Raw genomic sequence first — 15,827 nt, forward strand, 5'->3', positions numbered from 1 at the left:
TCTGACGCGCGTCGCCACGCATCCCCGAGGATCGCCATGTCGAAGCTCGTCGTCGCCGAGGATCTCCGCACCTTCGTCTCCGAGGAAGCGCTGCCCGGGACCGGTCTCTCGGCCGACCGGTTCTGGTCGGGCTTCGCCGCGATCGTCCGCGATCTCGCACCGCACAACCGGACGCTGCTCGACCGGCGCGACGGCCTCCAGGCCGACATCGATTCCTGGCACCGCGACCATCGCGGAGCGCCGCACGACCCGGCGGCCTACGCGGCCTACCTGACGCGGATCGGCTACCTGCAGCCGGAGCCCGAGACCGTGCGGGTGACCACCGAGAACGTGGACGCGGAGATCGCCGCCATCGCCGGGCCGCAGCTCGTGGTGCCGATCTCCAACGCCCGCTACGCGCTGAACGCCGCCAATGCCCGCTGGGGCAGCCTCTACGACGCCCTCTACGGCACCGACGCGATCCCGCAGGACGGCGAGCTCGCGCCCGGCGCCGGGTTCAACCCGGCCCGCGGCGCCGCGGTGGTGGCCAGGACCAAGGCGTTCCTCGACGCGACCGCGCCGCTCAGCGTCGGCTCCTGGGCGGATGCCGTGGGCTTCTCGGTGACGGACGGCCGCCTCGCCGCCGATCTCGGCGCCGGCCGCAGCGCCGGCCTGACCGGATCGTCCGCCTTCGCGGGCTACACCGGCGACGCCGCGGCGCCGACCGCGCTCCTGCTGCGCCACAACGGCCTGCACATCGAGGTCGTCATCGACCGCGCGAGCCCGATCGGCCGCACCGACCCGGCCGGCATCGCCGACGTGGTGCTGGAGGCCGCCCTCTCGACCATCATGGACATGGAGGATTCGGTGGCGGCCGTGGACTCGGCCGACAAGGTCGCGGTCTACCGGAGCTGGCTCGGCCTGATGCGCGGTGATCTGACCGCCACCCTGTCCAAGGGCGGCCGCACGGTCGAGCGGCGGCTCGCCGAGGACCGGACCTTCACGGCCCCCGACGGCGGGCGCCTGACCCTGCCGGGCCGGTCGCTGATGCTGGTCCGGCATGTCGGCCACCACATGTACACCGACGCCGTGACCCTCGACGGCGCCGAGATCCCGGAGACGTTCCTCGACGCGGCCGTCACCGCGCTGATCGCCCTGCACGACCTGAAGGGCACCGGTCCGCTCCGCAACAGCCGGACCGGCTCGGTCTACATGGTCAAGCCCAAGCTGCACGGTCCCGACGAGGTCGCCTTCGCGGTGGCGCTGTTCGGGCGGGTCGAGGCGCTGGTCGGCCTCGCGCCGCGGACGCTCAAGATCGGCGTCATGGACGAGGAGCGGCGCACGACGCTCAACCTCAAGGCGGCGATCGCCGCGGCGTCGGACCGGCTGTTCTTCATCAACACCGGCTTCCTCGACCGGACCGGCGACGAGATCCACACCTCGCTGGAGGCCGGCCCCGTGGTCCGCAAGGATGCCATGAAGGCGACCGCCTGGATCCAGGCCTACGAGGACGGCAACGTCGATGCCGGCCTCGCCTGCGGTCTGCCCGGCCACGCGCAGATCGGCAAGGGCATGTGGGCCGCCCCCGACCGGATGGCGGCGATGCTCGACGCCAAGGGCGCCCACCCGGAGGCGGGCGCCAACACCGCCTGGGTGCCGTCGCCGACCGCCGCGACGCTCCACGCGCTCCACTACCATCAGGTGGATGTCCGCGCCCGCCAGGCGGCGCTCGCCGGCCGGGCGCCCGCGACCCGCGCCGCCATGCTGACCCTGCCCCTCGCCGAGGGCGCGTTCGCGCCGGAGGCGGTGCGGGAGGAGCTCGACAACAATTGCCAGGGGATCCTGGGCTACGTGGTCCGCTGGGTCGACCAGGGCGTCGGCTGCTCCAAGGTGCCGGACATCCACGAGGTCGGGCTGATGGAGGACCGCGCCACCCTGCGGATCTCCAGCCAGCACATCGCCAACTGGCTGCGCCACGGGATCGTGGATCGCGACGAGGTCGCCGCGGCCCTGCGGCGCATGGCCGAGGTCGTCGATCGCCAGAACGCCGGCGACCCGGCCTACCGGCCGATGGCCCCGGGCTTCGACGGGCCGGCCTTCCGCGCCGCCGCGGCCCTGGTCTTCGAGGGCGCCGGCCAGCCGAACGGCTACACCGAGTTCGTGCTGCACCGGTTCCGCCGGGAGGCGAAGCGGCTGGACGCCCGCGTTCGGGCGGCCTGAGGCCGCTCCCGGATCCCGGACGCGCAGCGCCCCGAGACTGCCCCAAGACTGCCCCAAGACCGCCCCGGGCCCGCCGACGGCCTGCGCGGCCTGAAACGCCGCGCCGCGGATCTGCCAGGGTCCGCGGCCTCTGCCGGTCGGGACGGGCCGACCGGTCAACGCCGCTGCCACGCCGCGGCCACGCCGCGCCGGTCAGCGGCGCTTGCGCGTCATCACGTAGACCAGCAGGTTCGCCACCGCCCGGTAGAATTCCGCCGGGATCGCCTGGTTGACCTCGACATGGTCGTACATCGCCCGGGTGAGCGCCTTGTCGACGACGACCTCGATCCGGTGCTTCTCGGCGATCTCGCGGATGCGGAGGGCGATCAGGTCCGCGCCCTTGGCCAGAACCGTCGGGGCGTCGTTCTCGCTCTGGTCGTAGCGCAGCGCGATCGCGTAGTGCGTCGGGTTCGCCAGGATCATGGTGGCGCGGGGCACCGCCGCCATCATCTGCTTGCGCAGCCGGTCCTGCGCCAGCGAGCGCATCTTCGCCTTCACGAGCGGGTCGCCCTCGAGCTGCTTGAACTCGTCCTTCACCTCCTGCCGCGACATCCGCAGGTCGCGCTGCCAGCGCACGCGGGTCCAGACCAGGTCGCCGGCGACCAGCGCGATCGTCGCGACGCTCACGGCCGAGACGAGGCGCACCGAGAGGGTCAGCAGGAATTCTGGCAACCCGACTGGATCCACGAACATGACATTGACGATCTCGTGGCGATCCGCGTGCAGGACCATGTAGGACATGCCGCCGATCGCGAAGAACTTGAACAGATTTTTCCCGAACTCGACGAACCCCTGCAGACTGAAGAGCCGATTCCAGCCGGCGACGGGGGAGATGCGGGACCATTTCGGCTGGATCCGATCGAACACCACGCGCGGCGCGTTCTGGAAGATCGAGGCGGCGATGCCGGCCACGAGCAGGATGACCAGGACCGGCAGCAGGAAGCGGCCCATCTCCAGGGCGAGGGCGTGGATGAGGCGCATCGCGTCGTGGCTCGTCTCCACGCTGAAGTTGCGCGGCTGCTCCAAGACCAGCGCGAGCCTCTGCACCAGCGGCAGCCCCTGATCCCGCGCCACGAAGACCAGGAAGATCAGCAGTCCCAGGATGGAGGCGAAGACGGGCGCTTCCCGCGAGAACGGCGTGTTTCCTTCCGCGATCGCGTCGCTGATCTTCTTCTCGCTCGCCGCCTCGGTCTTGCTCTCCCTGTCCTCAGACATCGCGGTGCCCCGAACTCGGGCCGCCGACGGCACCGCGCCGGTCGGCCCGGCGGGACGCGTCCGCCGGAGCGGCGCCCCGGAGCCGTCCCCGACCGGGGACGGTGCTAGCGGAAGTAGGTCTCATCCGAGTCGGCCGGAGTGAGTTCGATCTCGCCGCGCGACGCCATCTCGAGCGCCTGGTCGGTGATCGCGCGGCGCGCGTCGAGCACGTCCCGCTGGGCGGCGGGCTCGCCTCCCTCCAGCTCGTGCTCGACGAGGCGCCGGGCGCGGGCGGTCAGCGCGCTGAGCACGACGTTCCGCAACGGCCCGTTCGTGCCCTTCAGGGCGAGGATGACCTTCTCGTGCGGGACTTGATCGAAGAGCGTCGTCCGCGCCCGCGGCGTCATGTGGATGATGTCGTCGAAGGTGAAGAGCAGGCTCTTCAGGATCTCGGCCGATTTCGGGCGCGTCTGCGTGAGGTTGTCCAGGACCTCCTCCATGCTCTGGCGCTCCATCTTGTTGACGATGTCGGCCATGCGCGAGTGGGTATCCGCCGCGGCATTGCGCGCCAGGTTGATCATGAAATCCTCGTGGATGGTCTGCTCGATCATCTTCATGGTCGCGTCGACGATCGGCTTGAACGTCAGCATCCGCCGCATGACGCCGTTGCGCAGCGGCGCCGGCAATTGCGCCATCACCTTGGCGGCGCAGGCCGGCTTGACCTTAGACAGCACGAGCGCCGCGGTCTGAGGGTGCTCCTTGATCAGGTAGCCCGCCAGGGCGGTCTCGGACCCGTTGGAGATGCGGTCCCAGATCGAGCGCTCCCCCCCGCCGAGCACGTCGGCCATGATGTCGGCGATCTGCTCGGGGGGAAGCACGCCCTCGAGCAGCTTCTCCATCTCGCGGGCGGTGCCGATCAGGTTCGCGCCGTCGGCGAAGAACGCCGCCAGTTGCTCGACGATGACCTCGAGCTGCGGCCTCGGCACGGGCCCGAGCTGCGAGACCGCGCGGGTGATCTGCTTCAGCTCACCGGTGTCGAAGTACTTGACCAGTCGGCTCGCCGAGCCCTTGTTCATCGCGATGAGGACGGCCGCGACTTCCTCGGCGGGCGTGAGAACCTTCCGACCAACCTTGGTCATGGAGCCTGCGGCCATGGTGATCCGCCCCGTCAGCCGTTGGCGTCGGCCGCGGCGGGGCCGACGATCTCGGTCAGGGAGACGCCGAAGCGCGAGTTGTCGTCCTCGACGACGACGACCTCGCCGCGGGCGATGACGCGGCCGTTGACCACGACGTCGACCGGCTCGCCGACGCGGTGATCCAGGGGTACGATCGCGCCGCGCCCCAGCTTCATCAGGTTGGAGACCGGCATCGTCGCGGAGCCGAGGACCACCTGCATCAGGACCGGGATCCGCAGGATCGAGTCGAGGTTCCGGCCGCTGCCCAGCCGCTCGTCATGCACCCGCTGGCCTTCGGCCTGCGCCTCGATCCGCGTGAACAGGCTCTCGCTGTGACCGCCTCCCTGGCCGGACTCGCTATTCGGTTGTTCTGAGGGGGATGACATCAGGCGCTCCTCGGGGAAGGGAAAGGCCCACCGCGCGGGATCGCCGGGTCCGGCGATCGCGGGGGGCAACGGGTGTCGCGCCGCCGACGGAAGGCGTCAGGCGCTCGTGAGGCGGCTTCCGACCGCGGCCTCCGACGGGGCGGCCGCGTGCGCGGGGGCCGTCAGCCGGTCCCGCTCCGCCCGCAACTCGGCCAGGGCCGCCTTGGCGAGCTCGATCTCGCGGCCGAGGTCCTCGAGGACGACGCGGCCGTCCTGGGCGAAGGACTGGACGGCGTTGCTCGCGCCGACCAGGGCCGAGGCGCTCCAGTCGACCATGTCCCGGTACTGCGCGTGATAGCGGTCCAGCCGCTTCAGCCGCATGTACATCGGAACGAGGCAGGCGGTCGTCGCGACGAGAGCGGCGAACAACAGGGCCTCAGCGAGCGAGAACATCATCGATAAACTCCTGGTCCTGATCGATGAAGTGGTCCACGCGCAGGACGATGGCGCCATCCTCCTGCCCGACATCGCACCAGAACAGCTCGCGGTCGTTCCCGACGAGCTTGACGCGGCTCCGCGGCGTGGCCCGCAGTTCCAGCACCTGCCCGACCGCGAGACCGGCGATCTCGCTCAGCGTGAGAGGCTTCTCCTCCAGGATCGCCTTCAGGGTGACAGGGGTCTTCTGCACCTCGCCGGCGATCTGCCGGGTCCACCGGGAATCCCTGGCCGAGGTCTCGCCCACCAGGATCCGGGCCAGGCTCTGGCGCATCGGGTTGAGGACGGATTGCGGGATGACGATGAACATCTCGCCGCCGCGATTGAGCGCCTGGAGCAGGAATTTCGCCGCGACCGCCTGGTTGTTGCGGCGGCCGATCACCGCGAAGTCCATCCGCAGCTCGGTCCGCTCGAGCTTGAACGGCGTGTCCGCCACCAGCGCGAAGGCGGACTGCATCGCCCGGCCGATCTGGTCGAACAGGCGCTGGGCGATCCGCATCTCGATGTTGGAGAAGGATCGCTCCTCGTCGAGGGGTGGCTCGGACCCGTCGGATCCGAGCAGGACCTCGACCATCGTGAAGATGAAGTCGCGGTCGAACCCGACCAGGATGTGACTGTCCCATTCCGGCGCCTGGAAGATGCCGGCGATCGCGTTCGACTCGTAGGGTTCGAGAATGTCGCCGAAGCGCTGGCTCTCGACGTTGCTCAGCGAGAAGTAGACCGGGGAGGCGGCGAAATGCCGGAGCTGATCCGCGCAGAAGGTCGCGACCCTGTCGAGGATCACGTGCAGCATCGGCAGCCGCTCGAGGGACAGGCCCGCCGCATCCAGCAGCCGGTCCCGGATGTCGTTGACGACTTGTTGCCGGTCCATCGTCACGCCGCCTCGCGCAGGACGGTCTCGCCGCGGGGCGAGGCCGTCATCGTCGCGTCCTCGACCTCGTCGATGGTCGGCCGGTTGGCGGAGGTGATCGCCTTGCGCCCGTACTCGACCGCGATCTGCGGCAGGGCCCCGTTCATGTAGGCCAGCAGGGTCTGCTTCACGATGATGTAGAGCCGCGCCTGCGACTCGCGGGTCGCCTTGATCTTGTTGGCGATCGGCGCGACCACCGTGTACGAGACGAAGATGCCCGTGAACGTGCCGACCAGCGCCGCGCCGATCAGGCTTCCCAGGAGCGCGGGCGACTGATCGAGCGCGCCCATCGCCTTCACGATCCCCAGGATCGCCGCGACGATGCCGAGGGCGGGCAGGCCGTCCGCCATGATCATCAGCGCGTTGTACACCTTCAGCTTGTCGCGCCGGTGCGTGGCGATCTCCTCCTCCATCAGCGCCTCGACGTCGTAGGGGCGCGCGTTGCCGATGATGATGAGGCGGACGTAGTCGCAGATGAACAGGGTCAGCGCCGGGTCCCGTGCGGCCCGCGGATAGGCCTTGAAGATCTCGGACTCGCCGGGACGCTCCAGGTGGTTCTCGACCTCGTTGCGGGGCTTCGAGCGCACCTCCCGCGTCAGCGCGAAGAGCAGGCCGAGAAGCTCCAGGTAATCCTCCCGCTTGGGAACCCGCGCGAGAACCGCGTCCTTCAGCGCGCTGCCGGTGTCCAGCACCACGCCGGCCGGGTTGGCGACGACGAAGGCGCCGATCGCGGCCCCGCCGACGATGATGAACTCGAAGGGCTGCCACACCACGGTCAGGTGGCCGCCGATGGCCCAGAAGCCGCCGCCCACGCTGGCCGCGGCGATCAGTAAGCCGATGATTACACCCACGCGGCGCCTCGACGTCGTAACGATTGATCCGTCAGGCCGTAGACCGCCATGCTTGCGCAGGGCTGGAGCCGCGGGGACGTCCCGCCGGGTCGCGGGCCCGATGCCGGCCCGGCAAGGCTCGGACAAGCTCCGAGAGCCATAACCGGACGCGCGGATTTCCAAGATCCCGACCCGCTTCGCCCCGCCTCGTCGGGGACGGCCGGGAGCCCCGCCGAAGGGTTCGCGCAGGGTCGGGCGCGCTGAGGGTCGCCGACATGACATCGACCTACACGGATTACCAGATCATTGCCCGGGATGTCCCGAAAGCACTGAGCAGAAAAGCCGCGGAAGCGCAGGTCGCGCGGGACTTGAAATACTTCACTGACCATATCGGCGGGATCAAGACGGTCGACGACTTCCTCGGCAACACCCGCCTCTTCGACTTCGCCATGCAGGCCTTCGGGCTGGCCGACATGGCCTACGCGAAGGGATTCATGAGGAAGATCCTCGCCGGCGAGCCCGATGCGAACGGGCAGCTCTTGGTCGACCGCATCCAGGACGAGCGGTTCCGCGCCTTCGCCAAGGCGTTCGATTTCCGCACCCTCGGCGCGGAGACCACGCAGCGCTCCGAAGCCAGCACGGCCGTCGTGGACGCGTACGTCCGGCAGAAGCTCGAGAGCGACGCCGGCGATCAGGACGAGGGCGTCCGGCTCGCCCTCTACTTCAAGCGGCAGGCGGGAACCATCACGTCGGCCTACGGGATCCTGGCCGACAAGGCGCTGGGGGAGGTCGTCCGCACGACCCTCGGCTTGGCGGACGAGACGGCCAGGGGCAGCCTCGACGCGCAGGCCGCTCTCATCACCAGCAAGGTCGATCTCGCGAGCTTTCGGGATCCCGACAAGCTCGATCGCTTCATCAAGCGCTTCACGCTCAGGTGGGACATGAAGAACAACGCGACGTCGGCGCCGCTCCTGTCCCTGTTCGGCGGAGCCGACGGCGGCTTCGACACCGGTGTCCTGCTCAAGCTGCAATCCATCCGGCTCGGGGGCCACTGACATGCAGTCGTCGCTCTACGTCACGCTGTCCGCCCAGATGGCGCTCGAGCAGCGCCTGAACACGGTGGCCGCCAACGTCGCCAATCTCGGGACGGCCGGCTACCGGGCGGAAGAGGTGAAGTTCGAGACGATCCTGTCCCAGGCGGGCCAGCGCGACGTCGCCTTCGCGACCCCGGGCGAGACGTTCCTGTCGCGCAAGGCCGGCCCGCTGATCAAGACGGATTCCCCGCTCGATGTCGGCCTTCAGGGCGACGGCTGGCTGGCCGTGCGGGGGCCGCGGGGGACGGTCTACACACGGGACGGCCGCATGCAGGTCACGGCGGCCGGCGACCTTCAGGATCTCAACGGGCGCGCGATCCTGGATCCCGGCGGGTCGCCGCTGACCGTCGACCCGGAAGGGCCGCCGCTCACGATCGGCCAGGACGGGATCGTCTCCCAGGGCGCCAACCAGATCGGGGCGCTCGGCGTGTTCCGGCTGGACCCCGCCGCGAAGCTGACGCGCGTCGCCGGCGGCGCGGTGGCGTCCGACAGTCCGGGCCGACCGATCCTCGACTTCAACCAGCGCGACGAGACGACGGTCCGGGTCCAGCAGGGCTTCCAGGAGGGCGCCAACGTCAATCCGGTCATGGAGATGTCGCGGCTCATCGAGATCACGCGCACCTTCCAGAGCGCGGCGGCCGCGGTGGCGGAATCGGAATCGTCGCTGCAGGACGCCATCCGTGGCCTCGGCCCGACCACGTGAGCCGCTCCCGCTCCGGCCCCCGGGAAACAGCATGAACGCCCTCGACCGCGTCGCCGACATGCTGGGGCGTCGGGACGATCACCCCCTCATCCGGATCGGCGGGTCGGTCAGGGAGATCGGCGCGGGCCATTGCCGGATCCGCGTCGCCGTACCGCTCCTGAGACTCGGCGACCGCATGCGGATCGAGGCCGAGGGTCGGCAGATCGAGGGCGAGGTTGTTCGGATCGACGAGGACGGCGTGATCCTCAAGCCGTTCGAGGGCCGGATCGAGGCCGGCCTGGGATCGCCGGCCTACCGGGTGCCGACCTCCGGACCTCGGCCCTGCGAGGCGTGGAAGGACCGGGTCGTCAACGCCCTCGGGAGGCCGATCGACGGGAAGGGCGACCTGCCGACGGGCCCGCGGGCGATGCCGCTGGACGCGGACCCGCCGCCCGCGATGGCGCGGTCGCGGGTGGACAGCCCCCTCCGGACCGGCGTGCGGGCGATGGACCTGTTCACGCCGCTCTGCGCGGCCCAGCGGATCGGCATCTTCGCCGGCTCGGGGGTCGGGAAGACGACGCTGCTCTCCATGCTCGCCCGCTGCTCCGGGTTCGACGCCGTCGTGGTCGCCCTGGTGGGCGAGCGCGGACGCGAGGTGCGGGAATTCCTCGAGGGCCCGATGCGGGAGAGCCGGTCGCGCGCGGTCGTCGTCGTCGCCACGGGCGACGAGAGCCCGATGATGCGGCGGCAGGCCCCGAAGCTCGCCTTCGCGGTCGCGGAGTCCTTCCGGGACCAGGGCCAGTCCGTGCTGCTCGTGCTCGATTCGGTGACGCGCTTCGCCCATGCCGCCCGCGAGGTGGCGCTGGCCGCCGGCGAGCCGCCCGTGGCGCGGGGCTACCCGCCGAGCGTGTTCGGCGATCTGCCGCGCCTGCTGGAGCGGGCCGGCCCCGGCCTGGACGGGGGCGGGGCGATCACCGGGCTCTTCTCGGTGCTGGTCGACGGGGACGACCACAACGATCCCGTGGCGGACAGCATCCGCGGAACCCTCGACGGCCACATCGTCCTCGACCGGGCCATCGCCGACCAGGGCCGCTACCCGGCGATCGACGTGCTCGGCTCGATCTCGCGGCTCGCCGACCGCGTGTGGACCGAGCAGCAGCGCCAACTCGTGCGCATGCTCAAGAACCTGATCGCGCGCTACGAGGATTCTCGGGATCTGCGCCTGATGGGCGGCTACCATGTCGGGGCCGACCCCGAGCTGGATCAGGCGGTCGCCCTGGTCCCGAAGATCTACGGCGCCCTGCGGCAGGAGCCGACCGATCCGGAGAGCCTCGACGCCTTCCTGGATCTCGCGACCGCGCTGCGGAGCTGATCGGGAGCCGGGCTCCGGATGACCGCGGCGGGCCGGAATCCGGTGCCGAAAGCTTCGGGCAAGCGAGCCCTGCTCTGAGTAACGCGACGGTTTCGGATGAGAGGATCCTCGCCATGGGCCTGTATGGTGTGCTGCACGCCGGCGTCTCCGGCATGAACGCGCAGTCCAACAGACTGGGAACAGTTGCCGACAACATCCAGAATCAGAACACGACCGGGTACAAGCGCGCGTCGACGGAATTCTCATCGCTCCTGATCGATCCCAGCCCCGGATCGTACGATGCGGGATCCGTCGACACGGTGGTCCGGCACAGGATCAGCGAAGAGGGTACCGGGACCGCGACGAACTCGCCGACGGATCTCACCATCAAGGGCAACGGGTTCTTCGTGGTGAAGGACGGCTCCGGACGATCCTATCTGACCCGGGCCGGGAACTTCGTAGTGGACGGGCAGACGGGCGACCTCGTGAACGCCGCCGGCATGCGCCTCCAGGGCTACAGCCTGGCGAATGGCCAGCCGAGCGTGTCGCTGAACAGCTTCGACGGGATGACGAACGTCAACGTGGCGAAGCTGGCGATGAAGACGAGCCCGTCCACGGCCGGTACGCTCGAAGGCAACCTCTACAGCGACACCCCGAACGCGACCACCCCGCCGGGCTACTCGCTGAAGAGTTCGATCACGACCTATGACAATCTCGGCCATCCCTTCAAAGCCGATCTCTACTTTGCCAAGACGGCCAACAATACGTGGCAGGTCTCCGCCTACGATGCCAGCCTGCCGGGGAACTACCCCGGTACGCCGCTCGGGGGGCCGACGACGCTGACCTTCGACGCGTTCGGCCAGATCGTGGGCGCGCCGAAGCTGAACTTCACCGTCCCGAACGGCCAGCCCTTCACCCTCGACCTGTCGCCGCTGTCGCAGGTGGCGGACGTCGCGAAAGTCAGCGACATCAAAGCCCGGTCCGTCAACGGAAACGCGGCCAGCGCGGTCGAGGGCGCCGACATCGACACGGACGGCACGGTCTACGCGATCTACAGGGACGGGTCGCGGCGCGCGGCCTTCCGGATCCCGGTGGCGAGCGTCGGAAGTCCGGACAATCTGACGCCCCGCGCCGGCAACGTCTTCGATCCCAACCCCGAATCGGGGCCGGCGCAGATCGGCTTCGCCAATGTCGGCGGCCGCGGCTACATCCAGTCGAAGATGCTCGAGAACTCGACCGTCGATCTCGGCAACGAGCTGGCGACGATGATCGAGGCGCAGACGACCTACGGCGCCAACTCGAAAGTCTTCCAGACCGGCTCCGAGATGCTCGAGCTCCTCGTCAACCTGAAGCGCTGAAGCCGGACTAGGGAACGATCGAGATGGGCCTCTCCGTTGCACTCAACGCCGCGCGCGGCGCCCTACAGGCGAACGCGACCCAGACGGACGTGGTCTCGCGCAACGTCGCGGGCGCCTACGATCCATCCTACTCGCGAAAGGTCACGTCGCTGGTCACGACGGACGGCCCGATCCGGGTCGTCATCAATCGCGCCAGCAGCACGGCCCTGTTCGACCGGATGATGGGCAGCACCGCGGAACTCGCCGGCTATCAGGCGGTTCTGGACGGCCTCACGAGCCTGGAGGACACGGTCGGCGACACGGATGCGGGCCGGTCCATCGCCGCGAAGGTGGGCGCCCTGAACATCGCCCTGGGCGATGCCGCCGGCGAGCCCAACGATATCAATCTGGCGAAGGCCGCCGTGGCGGCCGCCAGAGACCTGGCGCGCTCCCTGAACCAGGCGAGCGGCAAGATCCAGGCGGTGCGCCTGAATGCCGATCACGAGATTCAGAATTCCGTCACGACCATCAACGACCTGCTCCGGAAGTTCGACGCCGCCAACAGTGCCGTCGTCCTCGGGACCGTGCGGGGCGAGGATATCAGCGACGCCCTGGACAATCGCGACAAGATCCTCGCGCAGCTCTCGCAGGAGATCGGCATCAGCACGATCGTCCGCGAGAACAACGACATGGCGATCTATGCCGATAACGGGTCGCCCCTCTTCGAGCGCGGCCCCCGGACCGTCGCGTTCGAGCCGACGCCGGCCTTCGTCCCGGGAACGGCCGGCAAGGCGGTCTTCATCGACGGCGTGAGGGTGACCGGTCCCGGCTCCGTCATGCCCCTGCAGACCGGGCGCGTCGTGGGCCAGATGACCGTCCGCGACGACCTCACGGTCACGTACCAGAAGCAGCTGGACGCGATCGCCGGCGGATTGATCGCCGCCTTGGCGGAGATCGACAGGACGTCGGCGAGCGGCACCCCGCTGGCGGGGCTGCTCACCTATCCCGGGGGGCCCGCCCTTCCCGCCGCGGGGACGGTGGGACTGGCCGGCACGATCCGCGTCAACCCGGCCGCCGATCCCGAGCAGGGCGGCAACCCGTTCACCCTGCGCGACGGCGGCATGAACGCGGGCCCGCAATACGCCTACAACACCACGAGCGCGGCGGCCTTCGCCGAGCACCTGAAGGCTCTCCGCGGCGCCCTGGGCGCGGAGCGGACGTTCCTGCCGGATTCGGAACTGCCGCAGGCGGCCACGCTGCAGGTGGCCGCGGAGAGTTCCGCGAGCTGGCTCGAGGCCACGCGGCAGCGCGCGTCGAAGCAGGTGGACCGGGAATCCGCGCTCCTGGACAGCGCGTCGACGGCGCTCTCGAACGCCACCGGCGTGAATCGCGACGACGAGGTGGCGATGATGCTCCAGCTCGAGAAGTCGTACGCGGCGTCCGCGAAGCTGATCGCGACGGTCAACGCGATGCTCCAATCCCTTCTCGATGCCGTGAGATAAGCCATGAAGACCAGCTACATCTCAACTGCGACGCTCTGGAACTCGCCCCGCTCGCATTCTGCGCGATTGCAGGCCGAGATCGCGAAGGCCAACGTCGAGATGGACAGCGGTGGCCGGTTCGCCGATGTCGGCCTGGAACTCGGCCACAAGACCGGCATCGATCTCGACCTCCGCCAGGCGGTCGACGACCTGAAGGCCCAGCAGCACCGCAACAAGCTGACCACCCTGCGGCTCACGGCGACGCAGGAAGCGCTCAATCAGATCCGCGCGGACGGCGAGTCCTTCCTGGCGCTGGTCGCACCCGGGAAGCCATTCGCCAGCAGCGGCGCCGAACTCGCGCAGGGCGCCGCGGCGCGGCTCTCCGCCCTGACCGGGCATCTCAACACGTCGGTGGCGGGGCAGGCCCTGTTCGCCGGGATCAACACCGATCACCGTCCGATCGCGGACTCGCAGACCGGCCTGCCTCCGGCCGCGAAGCTGGCGTTCGACACCGCGTTCCAGACCGCCTTCGGCTTCTTGCCGGGGACGTCGCCGGACGCCCTCACCATCACCGCCGCGCAGATGCAGGCCTTCCTCGGCGGTCCCGCCGCCGCCCTGTTCGCCGACCCACAGTGGGGCGCAACGTGGTCGTCCGCCTCCAACGTCAACATCCGCAGCGAGCTCGGCGGCACCGAGACGGCGGAGACTTCCGTGAACGCCAATGCCCAAGCCGTCCGGCAGCTCGCTCAGCTGTACACGATCGGGTCCCAGATCGGCCTCTCCAGCCTCGCACCCGAGACCCAGTCCGCCGTCATCGACAACCTTCGCAACCTGGCCGGCGTCGCGACCTTCGGCCTGACGCAGATCCAGGCCGATCTCGGCACCGTCCAGGCGAGGATGAAAGGCATCGACTCCCAGCTCGATGCCAAGATCAAGGGCCTGACGCTGGGCTACCAGTCGTTCGAGGAAATCGATCCCGTCGAACTGAAGACACGACAGACAAATCTGCAGACCCAGCTCCAGATATCCTACAGCCTCACCAACGAGCTCCGGAAGATGAACCTGATCGATTACGTCTGATACGCGGATAAGGCGCGCACGTACCCGTCATTCCCGGGTGCGTCGGCGCATCTCGGTTCATGGCAGGAAACAGAGGGCTAGGTCGGCAATGTACGGGGCGTCTTACGCGGAAGCCTACCGCGAAACCATGGGTGATTCCCCGACCATCGGCCGCGAGCGCGAGCGCGAGGCGTTCGATCGCGCGATCGACCTGATGAAGCGGGCAGACGCTGCAGAGGCCTCGGCGGAACTGCGCTGGGAGGCCACGAGCTTCCTGCAGCGCCTCTGGAGCATGCTCATCGACGATCTCGCCAACCCCGCGAACAGCCTCCCTCCGCAGTTGCGCGCGGACCTGATCTCCATCGGTCTCTGGAACATGAGCCGGAGCGACCAGATCCTCCGCGGCGACGCGTCGGGCTTCGAGCCCCTGATCTACGTCAACACCCTGATCCGCGATGGTCTCCGATGAGCCGCTCCATCAATCTCAGCCTGCGGGGCCGCGAGCGCATCTTCATCAACGGCGCCGTCCTGAGGGTCGACCGCAAGGTCACGATCGAGTTGCTCAACGACGCCACGTTCCTGCTCGAGGCCCACGTCTTGCAGGCGGAGCAGGCGACGACACCGATCCGCCAGCTCTACTTCATCGCGCAGGCCATGCTGATCGATCCGCGCAACGCGGACCGCGTCCGTCAGGCCTACGACAGGGTCGACAGCGCGATTCTCGATCAGGCCCGCGACGACGATGTCGTGACCGGACTGGCAGCGGCGCGAACCTTCCTCGACACGGGCCGACCCTTCGAGGTGCTGCGGATCCTGCGCGGCCTGTTCGAGCCCGACCCTTCGCGAGTCCCTGATCGGGCGGCCGCCCTCGCGCATCGCGTCGCGTGAGGGCGGCCCGGAACGTATCCCGCACGGAGAGCAACCATGTCCCTGCCCATTGCCAGCACCACGAATCCGGACGCGTCGACGAAGGCAGCGGCCCGCACGACAGCCGCGCCGGCCGCCAAGACGGCGACGCTCAACTACGACAATTTCCTGAAGCTTCTGCTCGCGCAGATGAAGAACCAGAATCCGACCGACCCGATGAAATCGACGGATTACATGGCTCAGCTGGCGACGTTCTCGCAGGTCGAGCAGAGCGTCAACATGAACAGCAAGCTCGACGCGCTGCTCACCTCCTCGACCCTGTCGCAGGCAAGCGGCCTCGTGGGCCACACCGTCGTCTCGGCCGACCGGACACTGGCCGGCACCGTCGTGTCGGTGGAGGTGGCCAGCGACGGCCTGCTGGCGCATCTCGATAATGGCAAAGACGTCCGCTATGAGCCGGGTATGACGGTTTACTAGCCGGCTCTCCCCACCGCGGCGGCCCGGTCGAGCGGGCCGCCCGCCGGAACGCGGCGCGCGGCCCGACGCGCGGCTGGCGTCGACGACGGTCGCACATCGTCGACACGGCTCCGGGACGGATCGGCGCACGGCCCGCCTCGGAGAGACGAGGTTCGCTTCCCGTCCGCGCCGTCGCGTCGTGCATCGGTCCCCACAACGGGCGGACACGAATGACAGTGTCCGCGGTCGCCGCGCGACGAGCGCCACCGCCGCTGCGGCCTTCCCTCCGGTGA

Annotated in this window: 16 protein-coding genes; 10 read left to right on the forward strand and 6 right to left on the reverse strand. The window is 69.3% G+C overall.

Annotation, left to right across the window (positions count from 1 at the left end; genetic code table 11):
- Positions 1 to 36 precede the first annotated feature (36 nt).
- Positions 37 to 2,199: a malate synthase G gene (locus ACLBX8_RS13455; protein WP_447715295.1), complete on the forward strand. Its 2,163-nt coding sequence runs from the start codon at positions 37 to 39 to the stop codon at positions 2,197 to 2,199.
- A 192-nt stretch (positions 2,200 to 2,391) separates the two neighbouring features.
- Here the strand turns inward: ACLBX8_RS13455 and flhB are convergent, their stop codons facing one another.
- The 6 genes from flhB to motA all read right to left on the reverse strand — a co-directional run bounded on the left by flhB (position 2,392) and on the right by motA (position 7,228).
- Positions 2,392 to 3,453 (reverse strand): flagellar biosynthesis protein FlhB, encoded by a 1,062-nt coding sequence (flhB, locus tag ACLBX8_RS13460; protein ID WP_447715296.1) that lies wholly within the window; start codon positions 3,451 to 3,453, stop codon positions 2,392 to 2,394.
- Between the two features lie 104 nt (positions 3,454 to 3,557).
- Positions 3,558 to 4,586 carry a flagellar motor switch protein FliG gene (locus tag ACLBX8_RS13465; RefSeq protein WP_082557757.1) on the reverse strand — a complete coding sequence of 343 codons (1,029 nt, stop codon included), beginning with the start codon at positions 4,584 to 4,586 and terminating at the stop codon, positions 3,558 to 3,560.
- A 14-nt stretch (positions 4,587 to 4,600) separates the two neighbouring features.
- Positions 4,601 to 4,993 carry a flagellar motor switch protein FliN gene (fliN, locus tag ACLBX8_RS13470; protein WP_427509502.1) on the reverse strand — a complete coding sequence of 131 codons (393 nt, stop codon included), beginning with the start codon at positions 4,991 to 4,993 and terminating at the stop codon, positions 4,601 to 4,603.
- Between the two features lie 96 nt (positions 4,994 to 5,089).
- Entirely contained in the window at positions 5,090 to 5,428 is a 339-nt protein-coding gene (locus tag ACLBX8_RS13475; protein ID WP_244491819.1) for a hypothetical protein, read from the reverse strand.
- A complete protein-coding gene (locus ACLBX8_RS13480; protein ID WP_056523274.1) occupies positions 5,409 to 6,338 on the reverse strand; it encodes a flagellar motor switch protein FliM in 930 nt (309 codons plus the stop codon). Before ACLBX8_RS13480 ends, ACLBX8_RS13475 begins: the two co-directional genes overlap by 20 nt.
- A gap of 2 nt (positions 6,339 to 6,340) precedes the next feature.
- Complete coding sequence (gene motA / locus ACLBX8_RS13485; protein WP_427509501.1) at positions 6,341 to 7,228, reverse strand: flagellar motor stator protein MotA; 888 nt, start codon at positions 7,226 to 7,228, stop codon at positions 6,341 to 6,343.
- Positions 7,229 to 7,482: 254 nt separating this feature from the next.
- On the opposite strand from motA, the gene ACLBX8_RS13490 reads away from it, so the two are divergent.
- The 9 genes from ACLBX8_RS13490 to flgD all read left to right on the forward strand — a co-directional run bounded on the left by ACLBX8_RS13490 (position 7,483) and on the right by flgD (position 15,555).
- Positions 7,483 to 8,262, forward strand: coding sequence for a DUF1217 domain-containing protein (locus tag ACLBX8_RS13490; RefSeq protein ID WP_447715297.1), 780 nt, complete (start codon positions 7,483 to 7,485; stop codon positions 8,260 to 8,262).
- Position 8,263: 1 nt separating this feature from the next.
- Positions 8,264 to 9,004 (forward strand): flagellar basal-body rod protein FlgF, encoded by a 741-nt coding sequence (flgF, locus tag ACLBX8_RS13495; RefSeq protein WP_447715298.1) that lies wholly within the window; start codon positions 8,264 to 8,266, stop codon positions 9,002 to 9,004.
- A 31-nt stretch (positions 9,005 to 9,035) separates the two neighbouring features.
- Complete coding sequence (gene fliI / locus ACLBX8_RS13500; protein ID WP_447715299.1) at positions 9,036 to 10,355, forward strand: flagellar protein export ATPase FliI; 1,320 nt, start codon at positions 9,036 to 9,038, stop codon at positions 10,353 to 10,355.
- Positions 10,356 to 10,468: 113 nt separating this feature from the next.
- Complete coding sequence (locus ACLBX8_RS13505; protein ID WP_447715300.1) at positions 10,469 to 11,692, forward strand: flagellar hook protein FlgE; 1,224 nt, start codon at positions 10,469 to 10,471, stop codon at positions 11,690 to 11,692.
- Positions 11,693 to 11,715: 23 nt separating this feature from the next.
- A complete protein-coding gene (flgK, locus tag ACLBX8_RS13510; protein WP_447715301.1) occupies positions 11,716 to 13,173 on the forward strand; it encodes a flagellar hook-associated protein FlgK in 1,458 nt (485 codons plus the stop codon).
- Between the two features lie 3 nt (positions 13,174 to 13,176).
- The gene (locus ACLBX8_RS13515) at positions 13,177 to 14,232 is read left to right on the forward strand and encodes a flagellar hook-associated family protein (protein WP_447715302.1); all 1,056 of its coding nucleotides are present in this window, start codon (positions 13,177 to 13,179) and stop codon (positions 14,230 to 14,232) included.
- An 88-nt stretch (positions 14,233 to 14,320) separates the two neighbouring features.
- A complete protein-coding gene (gene flaF, locus ACLBX8_RS13520) occupies positions 14,321 to 14,680 on the forward strand; it encodes a flagellar biosynthesis regulator FlaF (protein ID WP_427509495.1) in 360 nt (119 codons plus the stop codon).
- Entirely contained in the window at positions 14,677 to 15,099 is a 423-nt protein-coding gene (flbT, locus tag ACLBX8_RS13525; RefSeq protein WP_427509494.1) for a flagellar biosynthesis repressor FlbT, read from the forward strand. The genes flaF and flbT overlap by 4 nt, the downstream gene beginning before the upstream one ends.
- Before the next feature lie 36 nt (positions 15,100 to 15,135).
- Positions 15,136 to 15,555, forward strand: coding sequence for a flagellar hook assembly protein FlgD (gene flgD / locus ACLBX8_RS13530; protein ID WP_427509493.1), 420 nt, complete (start codon positions 15,136 to 15,138; stop codon positions 15,553 to 15,555).
- Positions 15,556 to 15,827 lie beyond the last annotated feature (272 nt).

The sequence above is a fragment of the Methylobacterium sp. D48H genome (assembly GCF_053345715.1).

Coding starts and splice junctions, on each gene's coding strand:
- ACLBX8_RS13455 (WP_447715295.1), top strand. CDS start 37: ATGTCGAAGCTCGTCGTCGCCGAGGATCTCCGCACCTTCGTCTCCGAG.
- flhB (WP_447715296.1), bottom strand. CDS start 3,453: ATGTCTGAGGACAGGGAGAGCAAGACCGAGGCGGCGAGCGAGAAGAAG.
- ACLBX8_RS13465 (WP_082557757.1), bottom strand. CDS start 4,586: ATGGCCGCAGGCTCCATGACCAAGGTTGGTCGGAAGGTTCTCACGCCC.
- fliN (WP_427509502.1), bottom strand. CDS start 4,993: ATGTCATCCCCCTCAGAACAACCGAATAGCGAGTCCGGCCAGGGAGGC.
- ACLBX8_RS13475 (WP_244491819.1), bottom strand. CDS start 5,428: ATGATGTTCTCGCTCGCTGAGGCCCTGTTGTTCGCCGCTCTCGTCGCG.
- ACLBX8_RS13480 (WP_056523274.1), bottom strand. CDS start 6,338: ATGGACCGGCAACAAGTCGTCAACGACATCCGGGACCGGCTGCTGGAT.
- ACLBX8_RS13490 (WP_447715297.1), top strand. CDS start 7,483: ATGACATCGACCTACACGGATTACCAGATCATTGCCCGGGATGTCCCG.
- flgF (WP_447715298.1), top strand. CDS start 8,264: ATGCAGTCGTCGCTCTACGTCACGCTGTCCGCCCAGATGGCGCTCGAG.
- fliI (WP_447715299.1), top strand. CDS start 9,036: ATGAACGCCCTCGACCGCGTCGCCGACATGCTGGGGCGTCGGGACGAT.
- ACLBX8_RS13505 (WP_447715300.1), top strand. CDS start 10,469: ATGGGCCTGTATGGTGTGCTGCACGCCGGCGTCTCCGGCATGAACGCG.
- flgK (WP_447715301.1), top strand. CDS start 11,716: ATGGGCCTCTCCGTTGCACTCAACGCCGCGCGCGGCGCCCTACAGGCG.
- ACLBX8_RS13515 (WP_447715302.1), top strand. CDS start 13,177: ATGAAGACCAGCTACATCTCAACTGCGACGCTCTGGAACTCGCCCCGC.
- flaF (WP_427509495.1), top strand. CDS start 14,321: ATGTACGGGGCGTCTTACGCGGAAGCCTACCGCGAAACCATGGGTGAT.
- flbT (WP_427509494.1), top strand. CDS start 14,677: ATGAGCCGCTCCATCAATCTCAGCCTGCGGGGCCGCGAGCGCATCTTC.
- flgD (WP_427509493.1), top strand. CDS start 15,136: ATGTCCCTGCCCATTGCCAGCACCACGAATCCGGACGCGTCGACGAAG.